Source organism: Providencia rettgeri (genome assembly GCF_013702265.1).
GTDB classification, from domain to species: domain Bacteria; phylum Pseudomonadota; class Gammaproteobacteria; order Enterobacterales; family Enterobacteriaceae; genus Providencia; species Providencia zhijiangensis.
Genome location: NZ_CP059348.1, coordinates 2,307,803 through 2,328,571 on the forward strand (window position 1 = coordinate 2,307,803; position 20,769 = coordinate 2,328,571).

General features: G+C 43.5%; 22 protein-coding genes. 13 read left to right on the forward strand and 9 right to left on the reverse strand.

Going from position 1 to position 20,769, the window contains the following annotated elements; translation table 11 throughout:
* Positions 1 to 82 precede the first annotated feature (82 nt).
* Complete coding sequence (gene maeB / locus H0913_RS10615) at positions 83 to 2,362, reverse strand: NADP-dependent oxaloacetate-decarboxylating malate dehydrogenase (RefSeq protein WP_036953259.1); 2,280 nt, start codon at positions 2,360 to 2,362, stop codon at positions 83 to 85.
* A gap of 449 nt (positions 2,363 to 2,811) precedes the next feature.
* Here maeB and H0913_RS10620 point away from each other — a divergent pair, with 449 nt between their 5' ends.
* From H0913_RS10620 to H0913_RS10635, 4 genes are all read left to right on the forward strand, one after another.
* Positions 2,812 to 3,432 carry a LuxR C-terminal-related transcriptional regulator gene (locus H0913_RS10620; protein WP_154603657.1) on the forward strand — a complete coding sequence of 207 codons (621 nt, stop codon included), beginning with the start codon at positions 2,812 to 2,814 and terminating at the stop codon, positions 3,430 to 3,432.
* Between the two features lie 207 nt (positions 3,433 to 3,639).
* On the forward strand, positions 3,640 to 4,011 hold the full coding sequence (locus H0913_RS10625) for an ArsC family reductase (protein WP_154637728.1): 372 nt from the start codon (positions 3,640 to 3,642) through the stop codon (positions 4,009 to 4,011).
* 11 nt (positions 4,012 to 4,022) lie between these two features.
* The gene (dapE, locus tag H0913_RS10630) at positions 4,023 to 5,153 is read left to right on the forward strand and encodes a succinyl-diaminopimelate desuccinylase (protein WP_154637729.1); all 1,131 of its coding nucleotides are present in this window, start codon (positions 4,023 to 4,025) and stop codon (positions 5,151 to 5,153) included.
* Entirely contained in the window at positions 5,150 to 5,821 is a 672-nt protein-coding gene (locus H0913_RS10635) for a M15 family metallopeptidase (RefSeq protein WP_154603655.1), read from the forward strand. The genes dapE and H0913_RS10635 overlap by 4 nt, the downstream gene beginning before the upstream one ends.
* 43 nt (positions 5,822 to 5,864) lie before the next feature.
* On the opposite strand, the gene H0913_RS10640 is transcribed toward H0913_RS10635, so the two are convergent.
* Positions 5,865 to 6,257 (reverse strand): DUF454 family protein, encoded by a 393-nt coding sequence (locus H0913_RS10640; RefSeq protein WP_181478752.1) that lies wholly within the window; start codon positions 6,255 to 6,257, stop codon positions 5,865 to 5,867.
* Between the two features lie 118 nt (positions 6,258 to 6,375).
* Here H0913_RS10640 and H0913_RS10645 point away from each other — a divergent pair, with 118 nt between their 5' ends.
* Positions 6,376 to 6,570: a YpfN family protein gene (locus tag H0913_RS10645; RefSeq protein ID WP_154603654.1), complete on the forward strand. Its 195-nt coding sequence runs from the start codon at positions 6,376 to 6,378 to the stop codon at positions 6,568 to 6,570.
* On the opposite strand, the gene H0913_RS10650 is transcribed toward H0913_RS10645, so the two are convergent.
* Both H0913_RS10650 and H0913_RS10655 read right to left on the reverse strand, forming a co-directional pair.
* Positions 6,551 to 8,599 (reverse strand): tRNA(Met) cytidine acetyltransferase TmcA, encoded by a 2,049-nt coding sequence (locus tag H0913_RS10650; RefSeq protein WP_154637730.1) that lies wholly within the window; start codon positions 8,597 to 8,599, stop codon positions 6,551 to 6,553. The two genes, H0913_RS10645 and H0913_RS10650, sit on opposite strands and share 20 nt — an antisense overlap.
* 11 nt (positions 8,600 to 8,610) lie before the next feature.
* Positions 8,611 to 9,060 (reverse strand): DUF441 domain-containing protein, encoded by a 450-nt coding sequence (locus H0913_RS10655; protein WP_154603652.1) that lies wholly within the window; start codon positions 9,058 to 9,060, stop codon positions 8,611 to 8,613.
* 388 nt (positions 9,061 to 9,448) lie between these two features.
* Here H0913_RS10655 and H0913_RS10660 point away from each other — a divergent pair, with 388 nt between their 5' ends.
* The 5 genes from H0913_RS10660 to H0913_RS10680 all read left to right on the forward strand — a co-directional run bounded on the left by H0913_RS10660 (position 9,449) and on the right by H0913_RS10680 (position 12,876).
* The gene (locus H0913_RS10660) at positions 9,449 to 9,874 is read left to right on the forward strand and encodes a PPC domain-containing DNA-binding protein (protein ID WP_154637731.1); all 426 of its coding nucleotides are present in this window, start codon (positions 9,449 to 9,451) and stop codon (positions 9,872 to 9,874) included.
* 63 nt (positions 9,875 to 9,937) lie between these two features.
* Positions 9,938 to 10,519, forward strand: a complete 582-nt coding sequence (locus H0913_RS10665; RefSeq protein ID WP_154603650.1) for an ECF transporter S component — start codon at positions 9,938 to 9,940, stop codon at positions 10,517 to 10,519.
* An 8-nt stretch (positions 10,520 to 10,527) separates the two neighbouring features.
* The gene (locus H0913_RS10670) at positions 10,528 to 11,232 is read left to right on the forward strand and encodes an energy-coupling factor transporter transmembrane component T (protein WP_181477226.1); all 705 of its coding nucleotides are present in this window, start codon (positions 10,528 to 10,530) and stop codon (positions 11,230 to 11,232) included.
* Positions 11,223 to 12,089 carry an energy-coupling factor ABC transporter ATP-binding protein gene (locus tag H0913_RS10675; RefSeq protein WP_154637732.1) on the forward strand — a complete coding sequence of 289 codons (867 nt, stop codon included), beginning with the start codon at positions 11,223 to 11,225 and terminating at the stop codon, positions 12,087 to 12,089. Before H0913_RS10670 ends, H0913_RS10675 begins: the two co-directional genes overlap by 10 nt.
* Complete coding sequence (locus H0913_RS10680) at positions 12,076 to 12,876, forward strand: energy-coupling factor ABC transporter ATP-binding protein (protein ID WP_154637733.1); 801 nt, start codon at positions 12,076 to 12,078, stop codon at positions 12,874 to 12,876. Before H0913_RS10675 ends, H0913_RS10680 begins: the two co-directional genes overlap by 14 nt.
* A 68-nt stretch (positions 12,877 to 12,944) precedes the next feature.
* On the opposite strand, the gene purC is transcribed toward H0913_RS10680, so the two are convergent.
* The 4 genes from purC to dapA form a co-directional block, all read right to left on the reverse strand.
* Positions 12,945 to 13,658, reverse strand: a complete 714-nt coding sequence (purC, locus tag H0913_RS10685) for a phosphoribosylaminoimidazolesuccinocarboxamide synthase (protein ID WP_181477227.1) — start codon at positions 13,656 to 13,658, stop codon at positions 12,945 to 12,947.
* Between the two features lie 309 nt (positions 13,659 to 13,967).
* Positions 13,968 to 14,663 (reverse strand): hypothetical protein, encoded by a 696-nt coding sequence (locus H0913_RS10690; RefSeq protein ID WP_232368781.1) that lies wholly within the window; start codon positions 14,661 to 14,663, stop codon positions 13,968 to 13,970.
* Between the two features lie 64 nt (positions 14,664 to 14,727).
* Positions 14,728 to 15,780: an outer membrane protein assembly factor BamC gene (bamC, locus tag H0913_RS10695; RefSeq protein WP_154603646.1), complete on the reverse strand. Its 1,053-nt coding sequence runs from the start codon at positions 15,778 to 15,780 to the stop codon at positions 14,728 to 14,730.
* Between the two features lie 16 nt (positions 15,781 to 15,796).
* On the reverse strand, positions 15,797 to 16,705 hold the full coding sequence (gene dapA, locus H0913_RS10700; RefSeq protein WP_051422710.1) for a 4-hydroxy-tetrahydrodipicolinate synthase: 909 nt from the start codon (positions 16,703 to 16,705) through the stop codon (positions 15,797 to 15,799).
* A 248-nt stretch (positions 16,706 to 16,953) separates the two neighbouring features.
* Here dapA and H0913_RS10705 point away from each other — a divergent pair, with 248 nt between their 5' ends.
* Entirely contained in the window at positions 16,954 to 17,511 is a 558-nt protein-coding gene (locus H0913_RS10705) for a glycine cleavage system transcriptional repressor (RefSeq protein ID WP_036953236.1), read from the forward strand.
* A 14-nt stretch (positions 17,512 to 17,525) separates the two neighbouring features.
* A complete protein-coding gene (gene bcp / locus H0913_RS10710; RefSeq protein WP_036953234.1) occupies positions 17,526 to 17,996 on the forward strand; it encodes a thioredoxin-dependent thiol peroxidase in 471 nt (156 codons plus the stop codon).
* An 80-nt stretch (positions 17,997 to 18,076) separates the two neighbouring features.
* Here bcp and H0913_RS10715 read toward each other — a convergent pair whose 3' ends face one another.
* Positions 18,077 to 19,159: an AI-2E family transporter gene (locus tag H0913_RS10715; protein ID WP_154603645.1), complete on the reverse strand. Its 1,083-nt coding sequence runs from the start codon at positions 19,157 to 19,159 to the stop codon at positions 18,077 to 18,079.
* A gap of 143 nt (positions 19,160 to 19,302) precedes the next feature.
* Between H0913_RS10715 and H0913_RS10720 the strand changes: the two genes are divergently transcribed.
* Positions 19,303 to 20,769, forward strand: coding sequence for a tetratricopeptide repeat protein (locus H0913_RS10720; RefSeq protein ID WP_154637750.1), 1,467 nt, complete (start codon positions 19,303 to 19,305; stop codon positions 20,767 to 20,769).

A 20,769-nucleotide genomic window follows, 5' to 3' on the forward strand; every position in this document is an offset into this window, starting at 1 on the left:
ACTCCCATTAACCACAATGGAAGTCTTTATGCGGAACTCGATGATTAATCAATCATTCGAGAAACTATTATAATGATGCTAATTACAGTGGGTTCGTTTGAGCTTCCACTGCGGCTAACGCCACCATGTTGACAATACGACGAACAGATGCAATAGGCGTTAAGACGTGGACAGGTTTTGCAACCCCCATTAGCACAGGCCCCACGGTGACACCATCAGAACTTGTCACGCGCAGCAAGTTATAGCTAATACGCGCTGCTTCCATATTTGGCATAATCAGTAAGTTCGCTGAGCCTTTCAGCGGGCTATCTGGCATCACATCTTTACGGATTGACTCAATCAACGCCGCATCCGCATGCATCTCACCGTCAATTTCCAAGTTTGGTTCACGCGCTTTCACTAATGCCAGTGTATCGCGCATTTTTTGTGCTGAACCACAATCTGAAGAACCAAAGCTTGAGCGAGATAACAGCGCCACTTTAGGCTCAATACCAAATCGACGAACCGTATCCGCTGCCATTAACGTGATTTCCGCTAACTCTTCTGGCGTTGGATCTTCGTTCACATAAGTATCGGCAATAAAGGTATTACCGGTTGGTAATAACAAGGCATTCATTGCCCCAGCTGTATGCGCACCTTCGCGGAAACCGAACAAGTCTTTGACGACTTGGTAGTGTTCACTGTAGCTACCGATTGAACCACAGATCATCCCATCAGCTTCACCACGCAGAACCATAATACCGCCGATAATCGTTGGGTTAGCAACTAATGCGCGACGCGCCATTTCTTGAGAAACACCACGACGTTTCATGATTTGATAATATTCTTGCCAGTACTCTTTAAAGCGTGGGTCATTTTCATTGTTGACCACTTCAAAGTCTTTACCTAGCTCAATATGCAGACCCAGTTTTTGGATACGCATTTCAATTACGCTAGGACGGCCAACCAGAATAGGGAATGCTAAGCCAAGGGAAACCAGCTCTTGAGTCGCATGTAATACACGCTCTTCTTCCCCTTCCGCTAATACGATGCGTTTTAGCTCTTTTTTCGCTTGAGAGAAAATTGGCTTCATAAATAAGTTTGTTTTATGGACAAACTGATTCAGTTTTTCAACATATGCATCCATATCCGTGATTGGACGTGTCGCAACGCCTGATTCCATTGCCGCTTTTGCCACTGCTGGCGCAATTTTCACGATAAGGCGCGGGTCAAATGGTTTTGGAATGATATATTCAGGGCCAAAGAATAAATCTTGGTTACCGTACGCTGATGCAACTTCTTCACTTTGCTCCGCCAGCGCTAAGTCCGCGATAGCGTAAACACAAGCCAGCTTCATCTCTTCGTTGATTGTTGTTGCGCCGACATCCAGCGCGCCACGGAAGATGAATGGGAAGCACAGTACGTTGTTCACTTGGTTCGGGTAGTCTGAACGACCTGTACAGATAATGGCATCTGGGCGAACTTCTTTCGCTAATGGTGGCAGAATTTCTGGCTCAGGGTTAGCTAATGCTAAGATCAGTGGGTCTTTTGCCATGGTTTTCACCATTTCTGGTGTTAACACGCGAGGGCCTGAACAACCTAAGAAAATGTCAGCATCAGGAATAGCATCCGCTAATGTGCGTTGACCGTTATCGTCAATGGCATACGCGGCTTTAGTCGCATCCATTCGCTCATCACGACCTTTATAAATCACCCCTTTTGAATCGCAAACGGTGATATTTTCGCGCTTTAATCCTAACGCCACTAATAAGTTCATACAGGCAATCGATGCGGCACCCGCACCGGATACAACTAAACGAACATCGCCAATGTCTTTTTTAACAATGCGCAGACCATTAATCACCGCCGCAGTACAGATAATTGCGGTTCCGTGTTGGTCGTCATGGAACACAGGAATATTCATGCGTTCACGTAATTTTTGTTCAATATAGAAGCACTCTGGCGCTTTAATATCTTCGAGGTTGATACCGCCGAATGTTGGTTCCAGCGACGCGATGATATCAATCAGTTTATCAGGATCGGTTTCATCGACTTCAATATCGAAAACATCAATACCCGAGAATTTCTTAAATAGTACCCCTTTCCCTTCCATGACAGGTTTACCTGCCAATGCACCGATGTTCCCTAAGCCTAGTACCGCAGTACCATTAGAGATAACACCCACAAGGTTACCTTTCGCTGTATAGCGATACGCTTTTAGAGGTTCTTCTGCGATTTCTAGGCAAGGTACGGCAACGCCCGGGGAATACGCTAAAGCTAGGTCACGTTGCGTGGTTAATGGTTTGGTTGGTGTTACAGTAATTTTCCCAGGATGAGGAAACTCATGAAAATCGAGAGCACTTTGTTTTAATTTATCATCCATCATCAAGTCCTTTCAAAATTTGGTAAGGTAAGAGCCATCACAGTATAAACACATCTTGTTAGCAAATCATGATCACGCCTATGATTTCCAGAAAAATCTTTCATTTACAAGGAATTTACACGGATTTGCCACAAAAATACAATGGTGAATTTCTAGAGATACACAATATTGTTATTATTTTTATTCATATCATTTTTTAAATCACTTTAATTTTTTTCAATCTTAGTTATTATTTTTTTGAAATTAATGTATTATTCGAAAGCTCGTTTCTTTTTAGCCTTAAATATATCCAGCTTCATAGTTTTCGCTTCCATTATTCATGCTTTTATACAGCTAATTAATTTATCAATTAAGAATAATGATTTCATGTAATCTTAAATATATTATATTTTAACTATATCAATTCTAGTTAATCTAATAAGTTGTCAGACATAAAAAAGGAACCCACTATGTCTAATTATACGGTTATGATTATCGATGAACATCCTATCTTTCGTTTTGGACTATCTCATTTATTAAAATCAAAAGCTGACTTTGACGTAACGGCGGAGGTTTCAAATAGTAAAGAAGCGCTGAATATCGCTACCAGCAAACAACCCAATATGATACTGATAGATACTATTCTTCATGGTAATAAAACATTCGAGACGATTCGATTACTACGTAAGCATTGCGCTAACAGTTATTTGCTGGTTCTTTCACTCTCAACGATGAAAACCGATATCTACGCCGCTATCGATGCAGGTGCTCAAGGCTATTTATTAAAAAATAGCGAACTCGATATGCTGCTTAATAGTATGAAAAAAGCAATGGAGGGGCACCATGTATTTAGCGAAAAAGTTTATCAGCATCTGATTACCCGGCATCAATCCAAAGATCCTCTTTCCACATTAACTCGCCGTGAATGCGAAATATTGCACGAAATGGCAGCTGGATTAAAAAACCGAGAAATCTCTCAACTATTATTTATTTCTGAAGAAACCGTTAAAGTTCACATCCGAAATGTCTTAAAGAAATTACGAGTTCGATCTCGTTTAGAAGCCAGTTTAATATACATGCGTTCAAAATAAATTCATCTGATTTAATTTAATTAACGTAAGCTTCCTAAATTAATTATTTTATTATTTATATATAATATTATGAATATTAACTCTGCCTTAGTTATTATTAAATCGCTTATTAGATTAATAAATCTTTTCGATTCAAAGGGGTAGACCATAATTGTATTTTCCCGCATTATGTAGGGCATACATTGTTCGCCATTAGAGGAAAATCATATGTCCAACACCCCTGCATCCCCTTATATCATGTACGGAATTAAAAACTGCGATACCATTAAGAAAGCTCGCCGTTACTTAGACGATAACGCAGTTAGCTACCAATTCCATGATTACCGTGTTGATGGCATCACTGATGCACTCCTTTCTACATTTTTGCAACACATCGATTGGGAAACCTTGGTGAATAAACGCGGTACAACTTGGCGTAAGCTCAGCGATGAAGAGAAAAATGCAGTTGTCGATGCTGATAGCGCGAAAAAAGTCTTACTGGCTGAACCTGCGATGATCAAGCGCCCTGTTCTTGTTTCTGCTAATGGTCATTACCTTGTCGGGTTTAATGCCGACGACTACAAAAAATTCACAAAATAAAAGGTGACTCAATGAACTGCCCTGTCATTGAACTTGCAAAACAACTTATCGCCCGTCCCTCTATCAGCCCGGATGACCAAGGTTGCCAAGATTTACTCATCGAACGTTTGAATAAAATCGGCTTTACGGTGGAAAAAATGCCATTTGGGGATACTCTCAATTTTTGGGCTCACCGTGGCAATAATGGCAAAACCCTCGCCTTTGCGGGTCATACCGATGTCGTCCCTGCAGGCGATCACAGTAAATGGCAAACTCCGCCATTTACCCCAACAATTATTAACCAACATTTATACGGTCGTGGTGCTGCCGACATGAAAGGCTCCATTGCCGCCATGGTGGTTGCCGCCGAGCGCTTTGTAGAAAAACACCCTAACCATACTGGTCGTCTTGCGTTTTTAATTACCTCTGACGAGGAAGCGAAAGCTACCCATGGTACCGTGAAAGTTGTTGAAACCTTGCAAGCCCGTAATGAACCAGTCGATTACTGCCTAGTGGGAGAACCATCCAGCCAGTCTGCACTTGGTGACATCATTAAGAATGGTCGTCGCGGCTCTATCACCGCACACTTAACTATTTTGGGTACTCAAGGACACGTTGCCTACCCACATCTTGCTGATAACCCAGTACATCGTGCAACCGGCTTTCTGCAAGAGTTAGTCTCCACTAAATGGGATGATGGCAACCAATATTTCCCAGCTACCAGCATGCAAATCGCCAATATCAATGCGGGTACTGGTGCCGATAACGTCATCCCCGGTGAGCTAAAAGTGCAATTTAATTTCCGTTTTAGTACCGAACTGACCGATACCATGATCCGCGAACGCGTGACAGACATGTTAGAGCGCCACGGACTGAATTATCATTTAGATTGGTTCTTATCGGGTCAACCATTCTTGACGGGTGACAGCGAATTAGTGAGTGCAACGGTGCAAGCCATCCAAGAAGTGACGGGACATGCCACCACCTTATCCACCAGTGGCGGCACCTCTGACGGACGTTTCATCGCCCAAATGGGAACCCATGTTATCGAACTCGGCCCTTTGAATGCGACGATCCATAAAGTGGATGAGTGCGTTAACGTCGATGATTTGCAACAGATTGCCGTTATCTACGAACGCATCATGGAACTACTATTACTATGACTCTCTCCATCGAAATGTTGACTGGGCGCTCCACCGACCATTTAGTGACTTTGGGCGGTAATCATCGCCTACAGTTTAATACCACTAAAGCGTTTCTTGCCATGCAGCAAGCTGCGGCACGCGCAGGGTTTAAGCTACAATCCGCCAGTGCTTTTCGTGATTTTGCTCGCCAGCAAATTATTTGGAATGAAAAATTTGCAGGTAAGCGCCCTGTTCTTGATACCCATAGCCAGCCATTAGATATTTCAACATTAACGGAAGGCGAATTATGTGAGGCAATCTTGCATTGGTCTGCATTACCCGGGGCGAGCCGTCACCACTGGGGAACTGAGATTGATGTTTACGACCCACTACGTATTCCTGCAGGGCAAACCTTGCAATTAGAACCTTGGGAATATCAAGAAGGGGGTTATTTTGCTGAGCTTAATCACTGGTTAACCGACAATATGGCGACCTTTGATTTCTACCGCCCTTTCACCGCCACCAATGCAGGTATAGCGGAAGAACCTTGGCATATTAGTTATTGGCCGTTGTCCCATGAAGCTGAACAGCTATTGACGCCCGAAATTGTTAGACAGGTGCTCACCGAAGAAGATATTAGTGGAAAAACTTGGTTATTAGATAACCTTGAGTATGTTTTTAACCGCTATATTAAAGTGCCTGAATGATTTATCTGTCACTCAGCCTCTTGCTGAGTGACAGCTTTCCTGATTACAAACCTTCGTTATTCTGATCTGAATTTAACACATCGACGACAGGTAAACGGTACATAAAAATCAGCAACCAACACATCCCTAAAAATAGCCCGACTTTTAGCCAACCATAGCTGACCACCCAAATCGAGAAGGCAAACGTAATAACGATTAACGTCATAGCTTTCGGTTTTACACCTTTTGGTAGCGCGCGATGCGCTTGCCAGTGACGTAAATACCCGCCAAACCATGAACGATATAGCAACCAGTTGTGAAAGCGTGGTGAGGAACGCGAAAAACACCATGCCGCTAATAATAAAAAACAGGTCGTTGGCATGACGGGTAAAATAGCGCCAAGAAAAGCTAAGCCAACAGCAATCCACCCTACTGTAATGAATATGATTTTCTTTATATTCACTCAGGCTCTCCCGTTACAACAAAAAACATGGTTAAATGACCCCACTAAAGCCTACCAACTACGTCATGTGGGCAGGGTTACACATTATTATGATTAAAATAAGAAGGCAAATATGCATTGGTTAGCCGATTACTGGTGGGTCATCCTACTGTTATTAGTCGGGGTCATTTGGAACTCAGTCAAAGAGATGATGCGACTCGACCCCAAAAAATATTTAGATGACAAACCAGAGATTCCGCCTCACAAAGATAATAATCACCTGTGGGACGATGAAGATGACGACTGGCCTAAAGACAAAAAGCACTAATTTGTTGCCTTAAACTTTTCACCTCTTCAGGGTAATAACCATTCAGCCACTGTGCGACTTCTGCTCTTGCCCGTTTTAACCACTGTTTTTGCCCTGCTAACCCGAGTTGCCCAGCAATATGTTCAACAGATTGCCCTTGATGAAAATAAGCCCCAAGGGCTGAACCGGTGATTTCAACCGAATCTCGTTGCTGTAAAACCGCTAAAAAACGCTGTAATGACGCCTCACTTGCAGCCAACGAACGGTGATAATCACTAAAGCCAACCAATTCTAGCCAATCTCCATCATCAAGGTGCTGCTCAGATGTGCTTTTCAGACTAAATTCATTCAGATCCTGACGCCAGAATAAATCCCGCTGCAATCGCTGTTGCCCTAAATAGCAAATTGACTGCACTTCTGCGGATAATGGCAACACCGCCATCGCAGTGAAACAGCCACTACTCGCCTCAACATGCCGCCCAATTCGTACGATCTGGAACCCTGATGATTGCCAAAAAGCCAATAACTCTGGGGTTAAACCAAAGCTGACCGATAGGAAATCTAAACCGTCCTGAATGCCTTGTCCAATTTGCAATTCTAATAACCGGTAGCCAATTTTTTGGCGACGATATCCAGCATTCACGGCAATGCGCATCACTCTGCGAGAACGTAATCTCGGGACTTGAGGAAAATAGCAATGCGCTGCGAGGGATTGAGCAACCAGATTTCCCCGTGGTCGCCGTTGTCCTGCCCAAATTTGCCAGCTCAGTTTTTCATCTAAACCACCTTCATCCACCATCCATACAGCGCCGATAACATCCTGATTATGATGGCTTGCGACGGCAAAATGCTGGTGCTGTGCATCCAATAATCGGCGTAAATCCAACGGCGAGGTTCGATAATGTGCCGCGGTCAATAAACCGTAAAATGCATGGAGCTGTTTAGGATCATTAGCCAGTTGCTGCTGGCTAAGTAGCTTGAAGATAATCGGCTCTGACACGGCCTTCGTCGAAGTAGCGCTTTCCAATAATAAACTTTGATTAATCACCATTTCGAGTGGGTCATGTTCTGCAAAGCGGATCGGCTGAGTGAGCGACAGCGATGTGAAATTTTCGAGGCTATCACAAAATTTCATCATAAAACCACGCCCCGTACCTTCATAACCTTCCACCGTCGTGGTCATAAGTACCCGTGGGAAAAAGGCGATAATCTGCCGCAGAATATGAGATGGAATGGCAGCGGCTTCATCAATAATTAACCAATCAGCATTAATCTGCTGCCCTGATTGGCAATAGTGCAAAAGCGCATCAGGTGCCCAAAATTTGAGTTCATGCTGAGCATATTCGGCCATTACGCCAGTGGTCACTTTCGCTGGCGCGCAACACCAACAAACACCTTGCCATTCCTTAATCAGCATACCCGCAACCGTGGACTTACCTCGTCCACGCGGCGCTATCAATCCCCATATTCCATTCTCTGCACTCAGCAATTGTCCAAGAGCCGCTTGTTGCTGTTCTGTCGGCTGCCCCGTGGGGGCTATCCATTTGGGGTGATCGGGTAGCAAATTCAGTCCGTGCGGCTGTTTTTGTTCCTCAAGCTGTTGATCAATAAACAGTACATCAGGGCTATTCCGGAAAGTGCGTTGCAAATGATGCACAAAGTTAGGTGTGGGGATTTCACCAAATTGCTCATTCCATCTCACACTATCTGCATCATTTTGCTGCGCCCACAGAGATTGAGGTGGCGTGCAAAGCACCAATAAACTTCCTGCTTTTAGGGTTCCCGCTAAGATAGCCAGCGCCTCGCTATGTAACCCTTTACGCGCATCAAAAATACCATGAACAAATTCACGTCCAAGCAATAGTTGGGCTTTTTCTGGTGGAATACTATTGGGTAATTCAGGTGAGAGACAGAGCCAATCCCCCGCTAAGAAACCTTGCAACTCCTGAAGTTGAGATGTAACCCACTCATGCTCTCCAGATAAAACCAGTAAGCGGCGGAAACCGATATGATGTAACTGCTCTACAATCGCTTGTAATGAATTTTTCATCGCCAAGGTGACTATTTACCAATAAGTAATGACAGAATCCCTGCGGCAATCAATGGTCCAACAGGAACACCTCGGAATAAGGCAACTCCAATCACTGTCCCCACCAATAGCCCCGCCACCGTGGAAGGCTGGCTTCCCATCAGTGCAACACCCCGACTGCCTAGCCAAGAAACCAATATTCCAATCACGATTGCCAATAATGATTTCCAATTCAAAAAGGAGCTTAATACATCATTCGCTGAGATTTTTCCGCTCGCAATAGGCGCCATGACACCTATCGTCAAGATTAAAATTCCGATGGTTAACCCATATTTTTCGACCCAAGGGAAGAAATTATTCAGCGGCGTGATCCGCACCACCAGCAAAAATAGCATGGCTAACGTCACTGTCATGTTGTGGCTGATAATGCCTAATCCTGCCAATACCAGCAAAATGATCAGTGTAGGATCCACTTGGCTCATAATTTTCCCCTGTAAAATAAATGCATTGCGGCAACACAGTTCCACCGTGTCAATTGAATTAGTATGTTATTGATCTCGCGTTGAAGAGGCAAATCATCCTTCACCTTTAAACGCTATTTTCTATAGTTTATCTGAAAAAAGTTTATCTTAGAAAATAGGCTCTCCTTCATTCACGGAACCCCAATTAAACTTAAGTTAAATAATCAGAATATTCGAGACTCCACATTGTTTTTTCGCCCACTATTCCGACCTTCTTGATCAATATTTTTTAAGATACAGAGTGTTTCACTAAAAAAAACTGAAAAAAATCCCTTTCCCAGACAGCAAGTTATCTATTCGTATAATAGATTGCCGTAATCTATAAACACGATTTACTAGGATCTCGGCTATGTCTCACGATTTAACCACTTATTCAAACGCTCGCTTTATCGCACTGCGTCTACGTCCAGGGGAAGATGTCATTCTTACCTTACGACAACAGGTCAAACATCATCAGTTGCAAGCTGCATTTATTGCTGGCTGCGTGGGTAGCTTGACCGATGTCTCCTTGCGTTTTGCTGGGCAAGAAAATACCCATCTTATTTCTGGTAAGTTTGAAGTTGTGTCACTGATAGGCACCCTTGATGCCCAGGGTGAACATCTGCATTTGGCAGTTTCCGATGAAAACGGTCAAATGCGCGGTGGACATATGATGCCGGGTTGCACCGTCAGAACCACCCTCGAATTGATTATTGGCGAACTGGAAAATAAAACCTTCACCCGCGAGCCTTGCGCGCTCTCAGGATATGAAGAATTGGTCGTCACCTCTCGTTAACTTTCATTTTATTTTGATTTTTATTCTGGCTTTATTTTACAACTTATTAGGGATATTTAATTCATGGCAAACTCGTCAATCATTTCCAGCCGAACATTGGCTTTAATTGTTTTTTCTATTGCAATCAACATGGTGGTTGGGCAATTAAGTTCCATGTTAAAACTGCCTATCTTCCTTGATTCTATCGGCACTATTATCTGTGCACTGCTCGCAGGTCCTTGGGCGGCTATCTTTAGTGGCTTAGCGACTAACTTGCTTTGGGGCCTTTTAACAGGCCCTATCGCGGCGGCATTTGCGCCTGTTGCGATGATGATCGGCTTAAGTGCTGGTTTACTGGCACGCGCTGGCGGTTTTCGTACCCTACCACGCGTTATTTTATCGGGTGTGGTGATCACTATCGCACTGATGATCGTCGCCGTGCCTATTCGTACCTACTTATTTTCGGGTACTACCGGTAGTGGCGCAGACTTTTTTGTAGCCTATTTCCATGCTGTTGGTGAAAACTTATTAGAGTCTGTGGCTATCACCGTTTTAGGCGCTAATATTGCGGATAAAATAATTTCAGCCATTGTGGCTTGGTTGCTTGTTCGTCGTTTACCTGAGCGCGTTCAACGTACTTTCCCGAATATGGCTAAAGTGCGTTAGGGGTTAGGATGCACCCTTTTACTTCATTAACCTTATGGTTCTGGTTTAGCGCTAGCACATTGATGCTACCGCTAGGCTGGGGGTTAGTTCTCGTTGCTTTCGCTACCCTTGCCGCAGTCATCTTACGCTCAGCGTCATTCCATCGCTGGAAATTTATCGCAGCAATTATGTTACCAATGGCGGTAGGACTTTGGCTAATCCACGGAGGGTGGCTAAGTGAATTATTAACAGGCTCACCGCCACAAGCCCTTCAGCAGCAAAAAGCCATGGCTTTATGGCTGCGTCTGCTCGCCATCATTAGTGCATCTCAATTATGGCTACAGTATGTTCCTACTGAACGATTTATCCGAGCGCTATTTGCCAGTCGTCTCCCGGCCAGTTTTGCCTACGTGCTCGCCGGCCCTCTTTTACTTGTTGAACAACTTCGTCAACAGCTTGCCACTATTCGCGAAGCTCAGCTTGCCCGAGGGGTTCCCTTAGATGGCCACTTTTGGCAACGATTAACTACGTTACCCGCCCTATTGCTTCCTCTGGCGAGCCAAGCACTCAGTGAACTAACTGTCCGCAGTGCAGCCCTTGATATGCGAGGTTTTCGCTACACTCGCCATCGCACCACACTGAATAAACCTGCTGATAGCCGCCTTCAATATATATTGCGTTTTGGCTTATTAGCACTGATCGTAATTGAAGGAGGTATGGCGCTATGTTGGTAAATATCACGGAAAACAGGGTGGTAAACCTTCAACAACTTTCTTTTACACCTCAAGGCATCGATCACCCTATCCTTTCCGGGATTGATTTAACGCTAAACCAAGGTAATTGGCATTGTGTTTTAGGGGGTAATGGCAGCGGCAAAACCACATTAGCCCAACTGTTGGCGGGTTGGTTACCTGATCAGTTAACCGGCAAAGTCACTGGTAATGGTATGATCCTTGCTCAACCATTAGGAGAGCAATCTTTAGTTGAGCTATCGATTGAACGTCAATTCGTGCAGCAATCTCCGCAATTACAACTCTCTGGCTGTACGTTTACCGTTGAGCAAGAAGTGGCGTTTGGCCCCGAAAATTTAGGACTTCCACCTGAAGAAATCGTTCAACGGGTTGAACAGGCTCTTGAGTTAACGTTCAGCCAGAATTTACGTCATCGTCACCCAGCCACCCTCTCTGGCGGGGAAGCTCAACGCGTGGTATTGGCGAGCGCTCTTGCTATGCGGCCACGATTATTGCTATTAGATGAAGCTTTTAGCAGATTAACGCCCGCAGCCACGCATCGATTACTCACTCAGTTAAAAAATTACAGTGAACAAACTGGCTGTTGTGTCATTTTGTTCGAACGGCATTTACTGCCAGCTCTGCATTTTTGCAATGATTTTTCGTTGCTGGAACAAGGCATTATTGCTGCTCGAGGGGATATTGACGCCATATTTATACCCGCACAGCAGACAATCAATATGCCCGATGCGTGGCGTGTTGTCGGGAAATTAATGGCGCATGGTAGTTGGCATTCCCCAGTGCCTCACAATGAACAACAACTGATTCAAGGTATTGAGGCGTGTTATGCTGCAAATTAATCAATTAAGCTTTCAATACACCCCGAAAACCGCACATGCCATTGAAGATCTTACACTTACGCTTCGCGCTGGAGAATGGGTGGCATTAGTGGGAGACAATGGTGCGGGAAAATCCACCTTATTGCGTTTAATGGCAGGTTTATTGCCGCCTTCGCATGGGGAAGTCAATTTTAATCAACAACCCATCAGTGGATTGAAAGCCGCGGAACGCGCTCAACAAATTGGCATTTTATTCCAAGAGGCTGAAAAACAGATTTTTCACAGCACGGTGAAAGATGAGATTATGTTTGGATTACGCCGCCAAAAATTATCCTCGTCGGATATTGCTGAAAAATTAGAGCGAGCTTTAACACTTTGCCATTTAACAGATGTTGCGGATAAACATCCGCTTGATTTGCATTCCGCGCAGCGGCGCATGGTCGCTGTGGCCTGTTTAACTGCGGTCCAACCTAAATTGCTGCTGTTAGATGAGCCAAGCCGTGATTTCGATACACGGTGGCTAGGGTATTTTGAGCAATGGCTAGATTATCAAAAGCAATTGGGTACCACGGTTGTTACGATCAGCCATGATTTGGATTTTGCCGCGCGTCATTTTGCTCGGGCAGTACATTTATCCCAAGGTCGCTTAGTGGCTGATGGCAATATTGAAACGGTGTTACGCCACCCTGAGTTACAGCCAGATTCCGTTTTGCCATCCCCGACTTTGCATTCACTCAGCCATCAGCTGAATCTACCTATCGAAAGCCAAGCTGAGCGTTGGATTCAGCAATTTCTGGTAAAACCATAATTTAAAGGCAAAAAAATAGCCTGCGGTTGGCAGGCTATCATTGTTTCTTTCAAGATGATTTTAGAAACTTAGTCGAGTTTAACGCCGATACGACGAGCCACTTCTTCGTACGCTTCAATCAAGCCACCGAGGCTTTGACGGAAACGGTCTTTGTCCATTTTGTTCAGGGTTTCTTTATCCCATAAACGGCTACCGTCTGGAGAGAATTCATCACCCAGCACGACTTCGCCTTTGAATAAACCGAACTCCAGTTTAAAGTCGACTAAGATCAAACCTGCGTCCGCAAAAATCTTGCTTAAAACATCGTTCGCTTTGTAGCTCAGTTCGCGCATTTTCGCTAAGTTTCCTTTGCTCACCCAACCAAACGTTTCGCAGTAAGATTCATTCACCATCGGGTCATGTTTAGCGTCATCTTTCAGGAATAAATCGAACAGAGGCGGGTTTAAAATCATCCCTTCTTCAACCCCAAGGCGCTTAACCAGAGAGCCTGCCGCGCGGTTACGGATAACGCATTCAACCGGCACCATATCCAGTTTTTTAACCAAGGCTTCGGTATCAGATAACAAAGCTTCCATCTGTGTAGGAATGCCTGCTTCTTGCAACTTAGTCATGATGAAATGGTTAAATTTGTTATTAACCATACCTTTGCGGTCAAACTGTTCGATACGCTCACCGTCGAGTGCTGATGTATCATTACGGAACTCCAGAACTAATAAATCTGGATCCTCTGTGGTATAGACCGTTTTTGCCTTGCCACGATACAACTCAGCTTTCTTTTGCATCTTAAACACTCCAGGGATGTGATTACACTCAATAGAAATCAACCTGCACAGCAGATTCAGATAAGTAACAGTAGAATAAACCGCTAAAAATAGCGGATTCATTGTTAATTTTCTGCTCTGATTCAGTCAGTTATCCAAAAATTATTGATACCGTGCTAACTAACTGATATTCAATATTTTATGATTAACTGCTAATTATGATAATAAAATTCTCGCGCATACGCAAACGATTACTTAGCTGCAAATACTGATTTTTTGTCCATTTGTTTCACTGAGAATTTTATGATGGATAGATGTGCAGATGGGTAGTTAAAGTAATGGATGTTTGCTGATAACAATCAGTTTGTGGGTATATACGTCGATATCTCTACCCCAAAGTTGATTGACCCATTGCTCAAAGAATTCAGACTCAGTCTGGATTTGTGTTAGTGGTCTGTCTTCGAGCGTGCCATCGGAAGCATAAATATAATAGCGCTGGTAAAATGCCCAAGAAATCATAATTTCCCAGAAGCGCTGTCCATCTCGAGTATGCTCTTCATCCGTTACCATGATGCTATGATTGTCGAGTAAATGAATGAAAAATATTCGAGGTAAATCTCCAATATTATTCCGATGCAAATGAGATATGGTGCGCCAAACTTTAATTTGAGTGCATGTAGTTTCACCAAAGACAATATCACTACGCAGTTTCAATTCTAGCAAATATATCGTTTCTGGCTCCCTTCCAGTAGTCACCATCCGATATTGGTTTTTCTTACATACTTTCATTAATTGATATCCTTGAGGTACCACATAATTTGGTAAATTAAAAACAGTTGCACCCTCCTCTAGAAAACTTCTTGTATGAGCAATATTATTTAATGAATTTAGTAAATTATCATTAAAGTTTGTCCCGGCAATTCTTCTTGGCATCGTTATATTATTCCTACTATCCATTGGTTTCGATGCGTTATTATCCATAACTTTTCTTTCACTGTTAGCCATTACAGCCTGAAGTTTATCCAAAAAAAACGCCATCCCATAGGACGGCGTTTTCACTTGATAGAACAAATAAATTAGCTAACTAAACTTATTTTTTAGTCGGTGCTTTACTGAAAGCGGCTTTCAGTGCGGCGACCATTTCATCATTCTGTTTCTGAGTTAATGGTACGCCTTTGGTGTTGATAAACTGTAGGCTACTACGGTTATTCAAATCACCCACTTGAACTTTATAGTCATCTTCCGGTACCGATGGGTCATCAATACCCAGCGCTTGCCACTCAGAGCTGCTCAAGCCTTTGTAAGTCACCATGACGGAACCTGCTGAACGGCTACGGTCACCCACTTTCATACCAACGCTTTCTAATGCGTGAGGTAAACGCTCCCAAACTGCATCGTACGGTGCACGAACGATAACTACTGGTAAGCCAGTGTCATTGCTGCCAGTTTGAACATCAATGATGCCATAGGCGCTTTGCAGACTATTTTTGCTTGAGGTATCACGCAGGGTGTACAGAGCATCAGTTAAATCGTTTAATAACAGTTTGTTATAGCGTTGAATTTCCGCTGCATCTGTTACCGTTTCATCACCTTGGCGTAAGCCTAGGTTAGTCACGGTTAATGCAATCATGCCGTTTTCTGGCTGAACAGTGACTTTATGACGGCTCTCTAATGGGACGTTTTCGTCTGCACGATCCCATTTAATCCAGTCAGTTTCGATAGAACGAGAACCATCGTTCTTCGTAGAAACTGGGATGCCACGCTGTTCTAAAATCATGGTCACTTGTGACCACAACGCATTATTTTCAGGAGTATTATCTAGCAACAAACGGCTGGCTTCTGCGCTGTTTTCAGTGCGTGAACCGGCTAATTGTGAAATCGTCAGTACTGGTGGGCGAATATCTAACGCTTTCCCAACCGCCCCTGTTGAGGTGGTTTTAGGAAGATCATATTCACCGTTAGTTGCTGGTAAAGTGATCCCCTGCGGCGCATTCAGCACTTTCAATGGCGCAGCATTAAGATATTCCTCATCACCACTGACCTGACGTTTATAGCGCTGATCGCTGGAGCAGGCTGCCAGTAACACGACAAGTGACAGGCCAGCAACCTTCATAACCTTCGATTTTTGCAATAATGTTGCCATTAAAATTCCCTAAATTTTACAGTAAACCCGCGAGTTTCAAGGCATCTTCAACCTTTTGCTGTCCAGATACAGTTAACGGTGTCATTGGTAACCGTAAAGTATCATCCGCAATAAGACCTAAACGATGACAAGCCCATTTCGCAGGGATTGGATTCGGCTCAACAAATAACTGATGATGAAGTCCCATCAGCTGTTTATTCAATTCACGGGCCTCAGTATATTTGCCCGCAAGCGCTAAGTCACACATTTTTACCATCTGTGCAGCCGCGACGTTGGAGGTGACCGAAATGACGCCCTTTCCACCGAGTTGCATAAAATCAAGTGCAGTCGCATCATCACCAGAAAGCAGAACAAAATGGTCATCAACCAACTCTTTGATTTGATGAACACGTGCTAAGTTCCCTGTGGCTTCTTTAATTGCCACAATATTCGCCAATTTCGCCAAGCGGCCCACAGTTTCAGGTAATAAATCACATCCAGTGCGCGATGGTACATTATAGAGAACCTGTGGCAAGCTGGTGTTTTCTGAAATTGCTTTAAAATGCTGATATAAGCCTTCTTGTGACGGTCTATTATAATAAGGCGTTACTGTTAGGCACGCAACTACACCACTGTTTTCAAACTCATTTGTTAGCGAAATCGCTTCTGCGGTCGCATTTGCACCTGTTCCCGCAATAATTGGGATACGGCCATCAGCTAGCTCAAGCGTCGCTTTCACTACATCAACGTGCTCTTTATGGTTTAATGTTGCTGATTCCCCCGTTGTTCCCACTGACACAATCGCAGAGGTTTTATTTGCGACATGGTAATCCACCAGCTGTTTCAAGCTTTTTCTATCAACGTTACCCGCTGAATCCATTGGTGTGATCACAGCAACAATACTGCCTTGTAAAAAGTCTTTGTAGTTTACGTTTTGATTAGCCATCGCAATGCCCCCTAAATAGTGAGTTTCCATGTTACGTTTTCATTTCACAGAAGAAAACCACCCAAACGCAAGATTTTAATGAATTTTGTTAATGCCGATGACATTAACTTAAATAGAAGTAATAATTCAGCCATATTTGTCGCAAGAGTGAATCGCCCCACTTGGCAGATTCACAATTTTATGGTTTCCTTACCAGCATCCTGAGTCAATATCATTGACCTAAATTTAGTCAAAATAAGGAAGATACTTTGCCTAAGACTGAACCGCAATTTCTTGTTATTACTGCGCTGGGAACAGATCGTCCGGGCATTGTGAATACAATTACACGCCTTGTCAGTGAATGTGATTGTAATATTGAGGATAGTCGACTCGCTATGTTTGGCGAGGAATTTACTTTTATAATGATGTTATCCGGCAGTTGGAATGCTATCACGCTTCTAGAGGCGATTTTACCAACTAAAGGGGCAGAGTTAGATTTGCTGATTGTGATGAAACGCACGCATAGCGTACAAAAAACCTACTATCCGTCTACTGTAACCGTGAATGTGATGGTCGACGATGCGCCGCGTATTATTGAACAATTTACCAATTTGTTTACCACTCAACAGTGCAACATCGCAGAATTGATTTCTAAAACACAGCCTGCAAATGATACACAACCGGCTCAATTGGAAATTCAAATTACAGCCCATGACCCACTGGATGATAATGGCATAATTATAAAGAATAAATTTCAACAACTATGTACAATGCTAAATGCCAAAGGCAACATCAGTATTGTTAACAACCCCAAAATGCAGAGTTAACGGAGATATATGTAATGAACCCATTGAAAGCCGGTGATAAGGCACCTCAATTTAGCCTTCCTGACCAAGATGGTGAAATCATCAATCTTTCTGATTTCCAGGGTCAACGCGTATTAGTTTACTTTTATCCTAAAGCGATGACGCCAGGCTGTACAGTTCAAGCATGTGGACTGCGTGATGAGATGGATACACTAAAAGCAAAAGGTGTCGAAGTTTTAGGTATTAGTACAGACAAACCAGAAAAATTGGCTCGTTTCGCTGAAAAAGAGTTATTAAACTTCACACTGTTATCCGATGAAGATCATCAAATTTGTGAACAATTTGGTGTGTGGGGTGAAAAACAATTTATGGGTAAAACTTATGACGGTATCCACCGTATTAGTTTCCTTGTCGATGCAAATGGCACCATCGAGCACGTATTTGACGATTTCAAAACCAGTAACCACCATGAAATCGTATTAGCGTACATCAACGCTAACGCCTAATTACTGATACATAGTGACTAAAACCTAATCACTAAAAAGGGTTGCTAATTTAGCAACCCTTTTTTCTTACTGGCTCTTTTCTAGCCTTCTATTTTCTCTGTTGTCTCACTATCACTTAAATCTTGTGGCCACGCGTTAATCACCGCTTTGATTAAAGTTGCAAGCGGGATCGCAAAAAACACGCCCCAGAATCCCCATAACCCGCCAAAAATCACCACCGACAAGATAATCACGAGTGGGTGTAAGTTCACGGCTTCTGAGTACAACAGCGGCACGACGATGTTGCTGTCTAGCCCTTGGATCACCAGATAAACAATAAACAGTGACCAGAACTCAGTACCTATGCCCCATTGGAATAATGCCACCAGCACGACAGGGATCGTCGCCGCAACCGCACCAATATAAGGAATAAGCACCGAAACACCCACCAGTACGGACAACAACACTGAGTAACGCAAATCAAAATAAGCAAAACCAATGTAGGTACAGACGCCCACAATCACCATTTCCGTGACTTTACCACGCAAATAGTTGGTAATTTGCTGATTCATTTCCAACCAGACTTTACTCACTAACTGGCGATTTTTCGGGAGAAGTTTAACAAAGCTTTTGGTGATTTTTTCTTTATCTTTTAATAAGAAAAACATCATCAATGGTACTAAAACCAGATAGATAGCTAAGGTGAAAATACCAATTAGTGAGGCCACCGACGCTTTCACCACAGACTCCGCAACAACTGACAACCTACTGCGCACATTATCTGCCATCATATCAATGATGCCAGCATCTACCAGTGCGGGATATTGCTCCGGTAATCGGCGAGCAAACTCGCTAAAGCGATTGACCATGTTAGGTAAATCCGCCACGAGGTTGATCCCTTGTTGCCACGCTGTTGGTGCAATAATTAAGATCACCATGGCACTTATTCCAGCAAACAAGGTCAAAATGATGCTAACCGCTAAAACGCGGGATAAACCCAGTCGTTGGAGTAAATGTGTTGGCCATTCAAGTAAATATGCTAAGACAATTGCGACTAATAATGGAGCCAGTATACTGCTGAAAAAAAAGATGACCAGAAAGCCAATAACCAGCAAACTAAACAACGCAACTGCTTGCGGGTCAGCAAAGCGCCGACGGTACCATTGTAAAAACATTTCTAACATTCATTGGCTCCTGGGAATGTAAAAAAAAGACAGTTCCTAAATTGAAGAAAATTATACCGAATAACAGATTTTACGATAGCTTTTGCTATCATATCTCCCAATTAATTCGCGTTTTTTGTAGGTAATAAGTGAAGATATGCATGATGACTAAAAAACTGAAATATCCACTGCTCGCTATCCTGATGTCCGCACTTATCCATGGTGCTGTATTACCTGCCTATAGTGCTGTTGAAGATACCCTACCCGATATTGGTACAACCGCGGGAGGAACGCTCAGCATTAACCAAGAAATCATTATGGGTGATGCCATCACTCGTCAAATTCGAGGAAGTACCCCCCTCATTTATGACCCATTACTAACCCAGTACGTGAATAAACTGGGGCAACGTTTAGTGACGAATGCCGATTCTGTCAAAACGCCATTTAAATTTTACCTAGTCAATAACCCGAATATTAACGCTTACGCCTATTTTGGCGGTAACGTGGTTCTTCACTCTGCACTGTTTCGTTATAGCCAAAATGAAAGCCAGCTTGCTTCCGTTATGGCGCACGAAATCTCTCACGTGACTCAGCGCCATCTGGCGCGAATGATGGAAGACCAAAAAGCCACAACGCCGTTAGCTATCGCAGGTACTATCGGTTCTCTATTACTGGTGATGGCGAACCCGCAAGCCGGTTTTGCCGCATTAACGGGAACATTCGCGGGAATGCAGCAAGGGATGATCAGTTTTACACAAGCCAATGAGCAAGAAGCCGACCGTATTGGCCTGCAAACATTGCGTCGTTCAGGGTTTGATCCTCATGCCATGGCTGATTTTATGCAAATCATGTCGGACCAAACCCGCTATATGTCTAAACCGCCAGAAATTTTACTGACTCACCCCTTACCAGACAGTCGTTTAGCCGATGCCCGTAACCGTTCAAACCAATATCCTAAAGTCCATGCCCCATCTTCATTAGACTTTATGTTGGCACGTGTTCGTATTTTGTCCATGTACAGCCCTGCGGATCAACGCAATGCACTGGATCAAATCATCGAAAACTACAGTAAAGGCAATGCTCAAGAGCAAATGGCGGCGAAGTACGGTAAAGCATTATTATTATCTCAAGATAAAAAATACAGCGAAGCGGGCGTTATTATTTCTGAATTGTTAGCCAAGCAGCCGGATAACCCGTGGTTTATCGACTCCATGACCGATATCGATATTGAGCAAAAACAAGTTGGCAAAGCAGTTGCTCGTTTGCAAGATGCCTTGAAAAAATCACCGAAAAATACGGTGTTTATTGTCAACTTAGCGAACGCATACGTCAGTAACGGGCAATATAAAGAAGCCACTAATTTATTGAATAAATATACGTTTGATTACCCTGACGACCCTATTGGTTGGGATCTGCTTGCCGAAGCCTCAGCAAAACTAGGGGATCGTAATGCAGAATTGGCGGCGTATGCTGAAGGCATGGCACTGCGCGGTAACTATGACACTGCCATTAATTATTTAAGCGAAGCGAGCCGTAAAAGCCGCTTAGGCAGTTATGAACAACAACGTTTTGATGCGCGAATCGATGAACTTACTCGATTAAAAGAGCGCGATAGCAACGCAAAACCGTAA

Excerpts from the sequence above, each read along its gene's own strand:
- H0913_RS10655 (WP_154603652.1), bottom strand. The coding sequence starts at position 9,060 with ATGAGCCAAGTGGATCCTACACTGATCATTTTGCTGGTATTGGCAGGA.
- H0913_RS10715 (WP_154603645.1), bottom strand. The coding sequence starts at position 19,159 with ATGTTAGAAATGTTTTTACAATGGTACCGTCGGCGCTTTGCTGACCCG.
- H0913_RS10660 (WP_154637731.1), top strand. The coding sequence starts at position 9,449 with ATGTCTCACGATTTAACCACTTATTCAAACGCTCGCTTTATCGCACTG.
- H0913_RS10620 (WP_154603657.1), top strand. The coding sequence starts at position 2,812 with ATGTCTAATTATACGGTTATGATTATCGATGAACATCCTATCTTTCGT.
- H0913_RS10625 (WP_154637728.1), top strand. The coding sequence starts at position 3,640 with ATGTCCAACACCCCTGCATCCCCTTATATCATGTACGGAATTAAAAAC.
- H0913_RS10670 (WP_181477226.1), top strand. The coding sequence starts at position 10,528 with ATGCACCCTTTTACTTCATTAACCTTATGGTTCTGGTTTAGCGCTAGC.
- H0913_RS10675 (WP_154637732.1), top strand. The coding sequence starts at position 11,223 with ATGTTGGTAAATATCACGGAAAACAGGGTGGTAAACCTTCAACAACTT.
- H0913_RS10635 (WP_154603655.1), top strand. The coding sequence starts at position 5,150 with ATGACTCTCTCCATCGAAATGTTGACTGGGCGCTCCACCGACCATTTA.
- H0913_RS10650 (WP_154637730.1), bottom strand. The coding sequence starts at position 8,599 with ATGAAAAATTCATTACAAGCGATTGTAGAGCAGTTACATCATATCGGT.
- H0913_RS10680 (WP_154637733.1), top strand. The coding sequence starts at position 12,076 with ATGCTGCAAATTAATCAATTAAGCTTTCAATACACCCCGAAAACCGCA.
- dapE (WP_154637729.1), top strand. The coding sequence starts at position 4,023 with ATGAACTGCCCTGTCATTGAACTTGCAAAACAACTTATCGCCCGTCCC.
- purC (WP_181477227.1), bottom strand. The coding sequence starts at position 13,658 with ATGCAAAAGAAAGCTGAGTTGTATCGTGGCAAGGCAAAAACGGTCTAT.
- maeB (WP_036953259.1), bottom strand. The coding sequence starts at position 2,362 with ATGGATGATAAATTAAAACAAAGTGCTCTCGATTTTCATGAGTTTCCT.
- bamC (WP_154603646.1), bottom strand. The coding sequence starts at position 15,780 with ATGGCAACATTATTGCAAAAATCGAAGGTTATGAAGGTTGCTGGCCTG.
- H0913_RS10645 (WP_154603654.1), top strand. The coding sequence starts at position 6,376 with ATGCATTGGTTAGCCGATTACTGGTGGGTCATCCTACTGTTATTAGTC.
- dapA (WP_051422710.1), bottom strand. The coding sequence starts at position 16,705 with ATGGCTAATCAAAACGTAAACTACAAAGACTTTTTACAAGGCAGTATT.
- H0913_RS10665 (WP_154603650.1), top strand. The coding sequence starts at position 9,938 with ATGGCAAACTCGTCAATCATTTCCAGCCGAACATTGGCTTTAATTGTT.
- H0913_RS10720 (WP_154637750.1), top strand. The coding sequence starts at position 19,303 with ATGACTAAAAAACTGAAATATCCACTGCTCGCTATCCTGATGTCCGCA.
- bcp (WP_036953234.1), top strand. The coding sequence starts at position 17,526 with ATGAACCCATTGAAAGCCGGTGATAAGGCACCTCAATTTAGCCTTCCT.